The sequence below is a fragment of the Marinomonas algarum genome, from assembly GCF_020532605.1.
GTDB lineage: Bacteria > Pseudomonadota > Gammaproteobacteria > Pseudomonadales > Marinomonadaceae > Marinomonas > Marinomonas algarum.
This window is the reverse complement of sequence record NZ_JAJATW010000016.1, coordinates 54,929-66,246: the sequence shown is the minus strand read 5'-3', so window position 1 is coordinate 66,246 and position 11,318 is coordinate 54,929. Positions and strand designations below refer to the sequence as shown.

The window sequence follows — 11,318 nt, the reverse complement described above, 5'->3', positions numbered from 1 at the left end:
ATAAAGTAAGTACATCGGTTAATAGCCACCATGAATGAGTCTATACGCAAGCAAAGGGTTCAAAGGGTAAAAATGACGGACATAACGGAGCAGAAAGAGTGTGAAAAGAGTCTAAATGATGGGAATAAAGCAGATATTTTGCCGGTCTGGTATATTTATATGATTAAAACACGATTAGACACCCTGTATACCGGAATCACCACTGACGTTGCACGGCGTTTTAAAGAGCATAGCCGTGGCAGCAAAAAAGCCGCGCGATATTTAAGAGGCAAGGGACCTTTAGAGCTGATGTGGCATCAAGAAGTGGGCACGAAGAGTGACGCTTTAAAGGCCGAGTATAAAATGAAGCAGCTTTCCAAAGGTGAAAAGCTGCAGATCATCAATAAACACTCGACTATAAAGGCATCATCGTAAGTGCGGTACTACGCCTTAAGCGTGTCTTTAACCGCCTCTAGTACCGCTAAATACGGCTTTTCTTCATACTTACCAAAGCCTGCCAGTTGACGCGCTTTGATTTTGGTGAAAATCGGTTGTGTTAACCCCGTTAAAAAGCGTGTGGCCAGTACCGCCGACAAGACAGTATTCGGACTTTTTTGTGTAAGGTGTTGTGCGAGTTCCGCCACATAGTCCGCTATCGGCGCTTGCCAGTCGGCTTCCTCATTTTCTACTGGTGCAAACGTTAGGACTTTTCCTCGGCAAACAGAGCAATGCCCACACTGTTCTGGTGCCTCTCGATCACCAAAGTAACGGGCTAAGTTATGATTTAAACAACGATCAAGCTGAAAAAAACGAATCATGGTGGCGATACGCGCCACTTCAGAAGCTTGCTTTTCTTCTACATAGCGTTGTAATTGATCGGATAAAATCGCCGTTTGAAAAGCGTCGGGCTGAACTCGATAGACCTCCGTTAAGCCTTTGCTTTCAAGGGTTAAGACACCCTGATCCGCAGCGTGTTCTAACACCGCTAAGACATCGCCGCGGGCCAATCCAGCCTCATGAAACAATCGGTCAAAATCCGGCGTGCCCCAAATTTTCTTGTAGCGAATGGCGTTTAAGATCGATTGATAAGCGCTTTGCCATTCTTGGGGGAGATGTTGCGCAAAAGCCATTCGGTCGCCTTCCCATTTAAGACGCACATCGGCGTAGTAACTGTATTGCGACGTGATGGCACCGAGCAGTTCAAGTTGTACCAAGAGTGTTTTCAATGGCAAAGAGCGAATGTTGGTGGCATTCGAAAGCCCATACAGCTGTGTTTCCCAGACAGAATCTGAGGTTTGTTCGGTGATGGTGTTGAGTAATGTCTGAATATCGTATGCTTCAGGCGTGTCACCGTAAACAAAGTTTTCTAGGGTGCTGAGTCCTTCTAAATTGGCAAGCAAAACACAGCGACTCGGTTGGTTATCTCGACCCGCACGACCGATTTCTTGGCTGTAGTTTTCAATCGATTTAGGCAAGTCAAAATGCACCACCAGCCGAATATCGGCTTTATCAATCCCCATACCAAATGCAATGGTGGCAACAATGATGCGGGTTTTACTGGCCATAAAATCCGCTTGGATCAGGCTGCGTTGTTCACTGCCTAAGCCTGCATGGTAAGCCATAGCAGATAAACCATCGGCTTTAAGGGCTTGAGCGATGTCTTCAGCGGTTTTTTGTTGCGTCACATAGACAATGCTTGCGCCTTGGGTGTCATTTAGAACGGATGTTAAAGCGGATAACTTGTCGTCGCGCTGCACTGGAATCAATTCGATGTCCAAGTTGTCACGATAAAATCCGGTTTGCACTATGTGTTCAGGGTGAATAGCGAATTTTTGCGCCATGTCTTTTTGAACGCGACGCGTCGCGGTGGCGGTCAGCAAAAGTACGAGAGGAATCCCTAGCTCTGTTTGGTAAGCTGGCAGTTTTAGGTAGTCTGGGCGAAAATTGTGTCCCCATTCTGAAATACAGTGTGCTTCATCCACCACCAGCATCGAAATGGCCACGTGTTTAATAAAGCGTCGAAAGCGTTCATTTTTAAAACGTTCGACTGAAATCATCAGAATTTTAATCGTGCCGTTTTGTGCCCCTGCCATGACCGCTTGGCTTTCTTCTTTGGTTTGGCTTGATTCTAAACACGCGGCGGGTATCCCTTTTTCTTTTAGAAACGCCAATTGATCGTGCATTAAGGCAATAAGTGGAGAGATCACCAAGGTCAGGTTGGGCAACTGTGTTGCAGTAAACTGGTAACACAGTGATTTTCCTGACCCTGTTGGGAATACAGCGAGTGAAGAATGGCCGGCGAGCAAGTGCTCGATGGTTTGTTGCTGACCATTCCGAAAGTGGTCGAAGCCAAATTGTGTGTGAAGTGCGGTGGTTAACTCTGTTCTTGAATCCGTCATTGGATAGTGTCCTTCCTTGTGTTGAAAAAGAGTGTATCGAGAAAAATCATGTCGAAATAAATGACGTTTAAGGCCATCATCGACATCACATATTACCACTGATGCGGCGCAAAGGGGCTTCGTGCAAGGTGGCGTATTGCTCACGCAGCGCCAAGATGTGTTCTGCCCAGTAACGCTCCGTGTTGAACCAAGAAAACGCCTTAGGAAACGCAGGATCCTTCCAACGTCTGGCGACCCAAGCCGCATAATGCATCATTCTGAGTGCGCGTAAGGGTTCAATTAACATAAGCTCGGCGTCATCGAAGTCACAAAACATTTCATAGCCCTCTAGCAAGGCCTCAAGTTGCACCGTTTGATCTTGTCGGTCGCCGCTCATCAGCATCCATAGATCTTGAACGGCCGGCCCCATTCGGCAATCATCAAAGTCCACAAACACGGCGCGTTCATCTCGCCATAAAATATTCCCTGGGTGACAATCGCCATGCAGCCGAATAGGGGTGTAATTGCAAGCAGCAAACGCGTCTTTGACCTTGTCAAGAATGTCGCGTGTAAGTGTCGCGTAGGCATCCCTTAATGAAGCGGGAATCATTTGGTGATCGAGTAAAAAAATGCGACTGTCTTCGCCATAGCTTTGAATATCAATACTAGGACGATGTTCAAAGTGCTGCTTTTGTCCGGTGATGTGTAAGCGTCCTAACGAACGGCCTAACAACTCAATGGTGTCTAGATTGTCCAACTCGGGAGCATGACCACCAAAACGAGGAAAAAGGGTAAAATAAAACGCGCCATCACGATGAAGGCTGTCGCCGTTTTGCTGTGTCATCGGTGTGACCAGTGGGAACTCAGCGTCGGCGAGTTCAGCACAAAAGTGATGTTCTTCAAGAATCTGCGCCTCAGACCAACGATCAGGCCGATAAAACTTAGCGATCAGTGGCTGTGAATCCTCAATACCAACCTGAAAAACACGATTTTCGTATGAATTTAAAGCGGTCAATCTGCCGTCACATTCAAACCCTAAGGCGTCAATGGCGTCCAAAATACGATCGGGAGTAAGTGAACTGTAGGGGTGGTCTGTCATGGAGGCACTTCTATTCGTTGTATGAGTCGTTATGTTACCGAATCTCAAGGCAATTTATCACCTTTGTGTGTGCTTTCTTGACGATTAAGCTGCTCCGTCACGGACAGAGAGGGGTTGTTCGTCGTACGACTTTAGTCTTATGGGAGGTTTTTTACATTGACCTAAACCAGCCTGCGTTAAACACTGGAGAAAATAATAATGATCAACAGGGTGTGTCCATGGTGTATTTACAATTTGGCAGTTTTTTAGGCCTTTTACTGGTTCTTTTAACAGGAGGGATTCAACAAGTCATTCCCCTTGAATACGCGGCTTTGGGCGCGGTGTTTGCTATAGGAACCAGTTTTGCTCTGTGGAAAAAGCCAGCGCCGATGCTGAGTGTTGACAGCGCCTCTGTGCCCAGCGATCGTGCCATGGCTGATATCAGTCAAACGGTGACGAAAGCAACGTCTAAAATGGCCATGGGCGCGGCGGAGGTCTCGCATTTTGTTGATAATCTGAGCAAAGACATTCATCTGACCCACGATGACAGCGAGCAAATCAGTCAGGCCGTGGTGACTTTATCGGATACGGGTCTCACTTTGTCGAATAACTTAGGGCACCTTACTAAAACCATGACGGAAACGGCGACATCGAGTCAGACCGCTCAAGCCGCATTGTCGCAAAGTGCCGATCAGATCCATGAGTTAACCGAAAAAGTACAGGCCGCCAGCGCACAGCTCGCTCTGTTGACCAAAAGTGCGGATGACATCGACAGCATTACTGATGTGATCAAGGCTGTCTCGGAACAAACCAACTTATTGGCGCTGAATGCCGCCATTGAAGCCGCCCGAGCGGGTGAACAAGGTCGCGGCTTTGCCGTTGTAGCGGATGAAGTGCGATCTTTGGCTGGAAAAAGTGCGCAGGCTTCCGAGCAGATCTCTACGTTATTGGCCGATGTGCGTCAAAACAGTCAATTGACCAACAATGAAATGTCTTCCTTAAAAGAGTTAACCGACAGCTTATCGACGACGTTACTAGGGGAAACACAGCGTTTTATTTCCTTAAGCAAAGAGGTTCAGCACGCCTCAACAGTGCTTAGCGAAGTTGAAAGTGCTGGGGAAGAGCTTGGTGCGGCCAGTACGCAAATCAACAGTTCAATTTCACGTATCAGTGGTTCTTTGCAAGATATTTCTAAACGCAGTGATCGTCTGTCTGTTGAAGCGGCAGGGCTGAGCAACGGCGCAGAAGTGGTCTTCCGCGAGTTGGATAAAGTAGACAATGAATTGTTTTTCTCTGAGTTGCTGGCAGCGGCAAAAGACGCCGCTCATGCCGTTGCAACGTTATTTGAAAACGCAATTGAAAAGGGGGAACTGACACAACAAGCGGTGTTCTCCAAAGATTACCAACCGATTAACAACACCAACCCACAGAAATATCACACGCAATACGATACTTTTAGTGACCGTATGTTTCCTGCGATTCAGGAGGCCATTTTAGACCGACACCATGAGGTGATGTTCGCTGGAGCCGTGGATGTGAACGGTTATTTTCCTACCCATAATAAAAAGTTTGCGCAACCGCTCACGGGAGATTACCAAACCGACTTGGTGAACAACCGCAGCAAACGTTTGTTTAACGATGCCACAGGGGGGCGCTGTGGTGCGCACACTGACAGCTTCTTATTACAAACCTACAAACGTGATACTGGCGAAATATTGCACGACCTGTCTGTCCCCATTTTTGTTAATGGCAAGCACTGGGGTGGTTTCCGTATGGGCTTTGAATCTAAAGCGCATTAGTTATTTTCGGTGGTTTTTCCATTGCGACTGGAACACTAGGGTATAGTAGAGTCATCTAATGCTGATTGAGTGATTCCATTATGAACAATGCTCTGGACGTGAAAGTTGGGCTGAAAACCTTATTGGTGTTTTTACGGCCTTATCGTCGACAAATTATATTCGCTCTGGTGGCTTTGGTGATTACGGCTGGCACCATGTTAAGTGTGGGTAAGGGCCTGCAATATCTGATTGATGAGGGGTTAACCTCCGGTTCACAGGCGGGTTTAAATAAAGCCTTACTGGTGTTTATGGGGCTGGTGTTTGTGTTGGGTATTGGCAGTTTTTGCCGATTCTATCTTGTTTCTTGGATTGGGGAGCGGGTGGTTGCTGACATTCGTCAATCGGTTTTTGCGCACTTACTCACCTTGTCGCCTTCTTTTTTTGAAGACAATTCGCCCAGTGAAATCCAATCACGTATTACCGCGGACACGACGCTGCTTCAAAGTGTGATTGGCTCCTCCTTGTCTATTGCCCTACGTAATAGCTTGATGCTGGTGGGGGGGATTGCATTTTTACTGGTCATGCACTTTAAATTAACGCTGATTTTATTGGCCTGCGTGCCTCTTGTGGTAGTGCCAGTGATTTTTTTTGGTCGTCGTGTGCGTCGTTTGTCGCGCAACAGCCAAGATGAAATCGCCAATGTGGGGCAGTATTTATCGCAAGCCTTAAGGCACATCAAGGTGGTGCAAGCTTTTGGTCATGAAGACCATGATGTCACGCGCTTTTCTGGTGCGGTAGACAAGGCGTTCACCGTGAGTGTCAAGCGTATTCAGCAACGCTCTTGGTTGACTCTGATGGTGATTCTGCTGTCGATGAGTGGCATTGGTGTTATGTTGTGGTTTGGTGGTAAGAGCGTGATTTCAGGAGAAATCAGCCCAGGGGATTTGGCGAGTTTCTTGTTTTATTCGGTGATTGTCGCGGGTGCTGTGGGGGCGGTGTCTGAGGTGATGGGCGATTTGCAACGGGCGGCGGGTGCGGCTGAGCGTATTATGGAATTGCTCAAAGCCAAAAGTGACATTGTTGGGGGGACTCTGGCGTATTCTGAGACCACAACCGATGACCAAGCCCAACGCGAAGAAGGTAAGGTGCTGATTGAGTTTGATCAGCTCACATTTTGTTACCCAACACGTCCAGATCGTCCCGCTTTGCATCAACTGTCTTTTTCCATTAAGCAAGGGGAAATGGTGGCGTTAGTTGGGCCATCCGGTGCGGGCAAATCGACGTTATTTGAGCTGTTGTTGCGGTTCTATAACCCTCAACATGGCCATATTCGTTTGGCAAATCAAGATATTCGTCAGTATTCGTTGTCTGCATTACGCCAGCGTTTTGCTTTAGTGCCACAGGAAACGGTGTTATTTGATCAAAGTGTCGCCGAAAACCTAGGGTACGCCAATCGAGAGGCCAGCCAGAAGGCGATCCAACAAGCTGCTGAGCAAGCCAATGCTCATGAATTTATTGTGCGTCTTGATCAAGGCTATGATACCCGCCTTGGTGAAGATGGTGTGCGTTTATCGGGTGGGCAACGCCAGCGTATTGCCATTGCGCGGGCGATTTTAAAAGACGCTCCGATTCTCTTATTAGACGAAGCGACCAGTGCATTAGACGCCGAAAGTGAGAATACCGTTCAAGCGGCATTAGAGCCTCTTATGAAAGGCAGAACGACCTTGGTGATTGCCCATCGTTTGGCCACCGTGTTAAACGCGGATCGCATTGTGGTAATGGATAAGGGGGAGATCGTGGATCAAGGCACACACGCCGAATTACTCGAACGTTGTGCCCTGTACAAACGTCTAGCCGATTTGCAATTTAACCAAGCTGGCCGATAAAGACGCCTCGGTAGGCGCAATGGAGTGCGCCTTCTACGATGGACATGCCCGGTGTGGCATAAAGCGTCTTAAGGTTTTTATGGCCTTTTGGGAGCGCCGCCGTGAGAGGGGTGTCGGTATTATAAAACACCATCCAAAAACGCACTGAAAGATCCGCCGGTGCGATCGTCAGCGACACATAGTGGCGCTGTTTTTCAGACCAATTTTGTCCTGTCATGGGGGTTCCTTGCTCCTGAATCCACTCAATTTGGTCAGCTGGTGTGTGTTGATATAAAGGATCATCATCCAGGTGCAGGTCGGCCAGAATAGGGTAGCGTTTGCGTAAGGTCATCAGTGTGGCAATGGTTTTTTGTAAGGTACGGCGGGTCTCGTTGGTTTCCCAAGTCAGCCAAGTGAGTGCATTGTCTTGGCAATAGGCGTTGTTATTGCCTTGTTGGGAGTGAGATAACTCGTCTCCACCGAGAAGATGCGGCGTGCCTTGGCTGAGCAATAAAGTGGCGATAAAACAAAGCTGTTGATTGAGTCGTTGTGCTTGGATCTTGGGGTCTTGAGTCTTGCCTTCGACGCCAAAGTTTTGGCTAATGTTGTCACCGTGACCGTCTCGGTTGTCTTCCATGTTCGCAAGGTTATGGCGATGTTGGTAGGACACCAAATCACGCAATGTGTAGCCATCGTGATAGGTGATGTAGTTCACCGAATTAAGGGCGCTTTTTTCGCCTTTATGAAAGTAGTCTCTTGACCCCATAAAACGCGTTGCAAACTCCGGCACCATGCCGTCATCACCACGCCAAAAGCGACGCACAGTGTCACGATACTGGTCATTGCATTCTAAAAAACCTTTGGGGAATTGCCCAACCTGATAGCCATTTGGTCCGATGTCCCAAGGCTCCATGACTAGGCAACAGTTGCTCAATACGGGGTCTTGTAGAATCGCCTGCAATAAGGGCGCTTTGGCGGTGAAGTCGTGATCAGTGCGCCCCAAATCCACCCCCAAATCAAAGCGAAAGCCATCCACTCCCATGATGTCGACCCAATAGCGCATACTGTCACAAATTAGTCGAATACTGCTGGGGCTGTAGGTATCGATGCAGTTGCCACATCCCGTGTAATTTAAATATTGACCGTCTTGATGGCGGTAATAGCGCGTGTTATCGAGGCCGCGAAGGCTAACGCTGGATTGGTCAAGCTCACTTTCAGCGGTGTGGTTGTATACCACGTCTAAAATGACTTCAAAGCCCGCCTGACGCAGGCCATCAATCATTTGCTGACACTCTGTAATCGCGTCGTTTATGGCGTAGGAAGGTTCTGGCGCAAAGAAGCTGATGGGGTTGTACCCCCAATAATTGTGTAAGTCTAAGGCTTGTAAGTGGCGTTCAGTCATAAAGCTGAAACAGGGCATCAGTTGAATCGTGGTGATATTCAAATTCTGTAAATGCTCAATACCCGCAGGGGAAATAACCCCTAGATAGGTGCCTTTTAGTTCGGGGGCAATAGGCAAATTTTGACTGAAGCCTTTTATATGTAACTCGTATAGGGCGCGACTGGTGGGGGAAACCTTGGCACGCTCAGGTCGAGGATTGGGCGCGGTGATTGTTCGCACGATGGATTTGGGCACGTAGGGGGCAGAGTCAACCAAGTTAGCGTGACCGTCTTGGGTAACCGCCGCTTGGTCTGGGTGCCAGACTAACTTTTCGCTGAGCGCTCGGGCATAGGGGTCGATAAGCAATTTTTTTACATTAAAAACCTGCTGATGTTGAGGTTGAAACGGCCCATCAGCGCGCAGGCCATACTGTTGCCCTTCGCTGACACCAAGCACTTCCATGTGCCAGATGCCTCGGTGTTTATGAGGAAAAGCAATGCGAGCGTGTTCGTGTCCGTTGTCATCAAACAAACACAGAAACAACTGACTGGCGTCCTCTGATACTACGGCAAAATTGACACCTTGTTGGGTGACCGTGGCACCCAGTGGAAAGGGAGTACCGACCGCAATGGTGTCTTCTTGAATAGCCATTAAATGGCGTCTCCTATCCAACGCAACAGAAGTCCGGCCAGTGGCGGCACCTGCAGCTCAATACTGTGCGTACGACCGTGACTGCCTATTGCTTGTGTTTCATAGGTTGTCTGTGTCGCAAAACCACTGCCAGTGTATTGGCTGGCGTCTGTGTCCATGACAACTTGGTAACGACCCGCGTTCGGCACGCCAATGCGATATTGCCCGTGGGGCATAGGGGTAAAGTTAATCACCGCAAGACTGTGTGCATCGCGACTTTTGCTGTAGCGAGCAAAGGCTAAAATGCTGTTGGCGCTGTCATCATGGCTAATCCATTCGAAGCTCTGTGGGGCGTGATCCAGATGCAGACTGGCCTCATTTTGGTAAAGATGGTTAAGGTCTTTAGACAGGGCATGTTGCGCTTTATGAAAATCTATTTCTAACAGGTGCCAGTCGAGAGAGCGTTCATGGCTCCACTCTTGGCCTTGGGCGAATTCATTGCCCATAAAGTTGAGTTTTTTCCCGGGATGAAAATACATATACGCTGAGAAAGCCCGCAAATTCGCAAATTTTTGCCAAGTATCCCCCGGCATTTTGGTGATCATTGAGCCTTTACCGTGTACTACTTCGTCGTGGGAAATGGGCAGTACAAATTGCTCGTCAAACGCGTAAACCATGCTAAAGCTTAGGTCGCCTTGGTGGTGTTGACGATACAAGGGGTCTTTTTGCATATAAGCCAATGAATCGTTCATCCAGCCCATGTTCCATTTAAAACCAAAACCTAAACCATTCATGTAAGTAGGCTTTGAGACACCTGGAAAAGCAGTGGATTCCTCGGCGACGGTGAAGCAGCGCGGGTGGTTGAGGTATACGGTTTCGTTAAGACGACGGAGAAAATCGATGGCTTCGTAGTTGTGATTGCCACCGTCTTTATTGGGAATCCATTCGCCATCTTCGCGGGAATAATCCAGATACAACATGGAGGCGACAGCGTCGACACGCAAGCCATCAATGTGAAACTCTTCGAGCCAGTAGACGGCATTGCTGATCAAATAGTTGACCACATGCTCTTTGCCAAAATCGTAAATTAACGAATTCCATTCAGGGTGCCAGCCTTTTTTAGGGTCTGGGTATTCGTATTGTTTGGAGCCATCAAAATTGGCAAGACCATGACTGTCCGCTGGAAAGTGCGCTGGCACCCAATCCATTATAACGCCGATGTTAGCGCGGTGGAGTGCATCGACCAGTGCTTTAAAATCTTCCGGTGTGCCAAAGCGCGAGGTCACGGCGTACAGTCCGACGGGTTGATATCCCCAAGAACCATCAAATGGGTATTCTGTGATGGGCAGCAGTTCGACGTGTGTGTAGCCCATTTCTTTGACATAGGGCACCAGCTCATCAATCAGTTCAAGGTAGCTTAAAGGCTGATTGTCTTCTTTACGTCGCCACGACCCGAGGTGTAACTCGTAAATACTCATAGGGTGTTCGTACAGGTCAACGATAGGGCGCGTTACCCAGTCATTGTCTTGCCATTGGTGTTTATGGTCAAAACAGGTCACGCTGGCAAACGATGGGTATTGTTCAATACGTTGAGCATAAGGGTCGGTACGATGAGGCAAAACGTCCCCAGAACGGGCACGAATTTCAAATTTATAACGGGTGCCGTGTTGAACGTCAGGCACAAACAGACGCCAAATGCCGTCACCATTGCTCGACATGGGGTGAGTTCGTCCATCCCAACCATTAAAGTCACCGACCACCGAGACAGAGCGAGCAGCGGGGGCATAGACAGCAAAGCGAGTCCCTTGAATAGATAAGGTTTCATTGACGACCGCGTCCGTTTTAATCGCCCCTTGACTTTTATAAAGACTGGCTTGATGGTGTTCAGGGTCCGTAAAGGTGGCGTCTGAAAACTGATAAGGGTCGACCAAGGTGTGAGTGTTGCCATCGGAGTAGGTGATGGCTAAGCGATAATGAAAAGGGGTGTGGCAATCTGGCCATTCCGCGGTAAAAAGTCCCTTATTTGGGGAGGCGGTCATGGTCGCCAGAACCTTATCAGACGCTATGGCCAAGACAGTAATGGATGCAGCAGCAGGCTGCCAAACGCTGAGTTGCAACCCCTTTTTATCCGCGGACACTTGCAGTCCTAAGCAGCCAAAAGGGTCGGAACAATGTGTATGGATAACATCGTTAATGAGAGCATTTTTTATTGTGGGCATTCACTTCTCC

The 11,318-nt window shown here is 48.4% G+C and carries 7 protein-coding genes; 3 read left to right on the top strand and 4 right to left on the bottom strand.

Features of this window, described 5'->3' with window-relative positions:
* Positions 1-30 precede the first annotated feature (30 nt).
* Positions 31-414 carry a GIY-YIG nuclease family protein gene (locus tag LG368_RS11130; protein WP_226754796.1) on the top strand — a complete coding sequence of 128 codons (384 nt, stop codon included), beginning with the start codon at positions 31-33 and terminating at the stop codon, positions 412-414.
* An 8-nt stretch (positions 415-422) separates the two neighbouring features.
* Here LG368_RS11130 and LG368_RS11125 read toward each other — a convergent pair whose 3' ends face one another.
* Both LG368_RS11125 and LG368_RS11120 read right to left on the bottom strand, forming a co-directional pair.
* Positions 423-2,378, bottom strand: coding sequence for a RecQ family ATP-dependent DNA helicase (locus tag LG368_RS11125; protein WP_226754795.1), 1,956 nt, complete (start codon positions 2,376-2,378; stop codon positions 423-425).
* 85 nt (positions 2,379-2,463) lie between these two features.
* Positions 2,464-3,456 (bottom strand): serine/threonine protein kinase, encoded by a 993-nt coding sequence (locus tag LG368_RS11120; RefSeq protein ID WP_226754794.1) that lies wholly within the window; start codon positions 3,454-3,456, stop codon positions 2,464-2,466.
* A 77-nt stretch (positions 3,457-3,533) separates the two neighbouring features.
* On the opposite strand from LG368_RS11120, the gene LG368_RS11115 reads away from it, so the two are divergent.
* Positions 3,534-5,234: a methyl-accepting chemotaxis protein gene (locus LG368_RS11115; protein WP_226754793.1), complete on the top strand. Its 1,701-nt coding sequence runs from the start codon at positions 3,534-3,536 to the stop codon at positions 5,232-5,234.
* An 80-nt stretch (positions 5,235-5,314) separates the two neighbouring features.
* Entirely contained in the window at positions 5,315-7,099 is a 1,785-nt protein-coding gene (locus LG368_RS11110) for an ABC transporter transmembrane domain-containing protein (RefSeq protein ID WP_226754792.1), read from the top strand.
* Here LG368_RS11110 and glgX read toward each other — a convergent pair.
* Positions 7,080-9,110 (bottom strand): glycogen debranching protein GlgX, encoded by a 2,031-nt coding sequence (gene glgX / locus LG368_RS11105; protein WP_226754791.1) that lies wholly within the window; start codon positions 9,108-9,110, stop codon positions 7,080-7,082. The two genes, LG368_RS11110 and glgX, sit on opposite strands and share 20 nt — an antisense overlap.
* On the bottom strand, positions 9,110-11,308 hold the full coding sequence (gene glgB / locus LG368_RS11100; protein ID WP_226754790.1) for a 1,4-alpha-glucan branching protein GlgB: 2,199 nt from the start codon (positions 11,306-11,308) through the stop codon (positions 9,110-9,112). The genes glgX and glgB overlap by 1 nt, the downstream gene beginning before the upstream one ends.
* Positions 11,309-11,318 lie beyond the last annotated feature (10 nt).

Coding starts and splice junctions, on each gene's coding strand:
- glgX (WP_226754791.1), bottom strand. CDS start 9,110: ATGGCTATTCAAGAAGACACCATTGCGGTCGGTACTCCCTTTCCACTG.
- LG368_RS11120 (WP_226754794.1), bottom strand. CDS start 3,456: ATGACAGACCACCCCTACAGTTCACTTACTCCCGATCGTATTTTGGAC.
- LG368_RS11125 (WP_226754795.1), bottom strand. CDS start 2,378: ATGACGGATTCAAGAACAGAGTTAACCACCGCACTTCACACACAATTT.
- LG368_RS11130 (WP_226754796.1), top strand. CDS start 31: ATGAATGAGTCTATACGCAAGCAAAGGGTTCAAAGGGTAAAAATGACG.
- LG368_RS11110 (WP_226754792.1), top strand. CDS start 5,315: ATGAACAATGCTCTGGACGTGAAAGTTGGGCTGAAAACCTTATTGGTG.
- glgB (WP_226754790.1), bottom strand. CDS start 11,308: ATGCCCACAATAAAAAATGCTCTCATTAACGATGTTATCCATACACAT.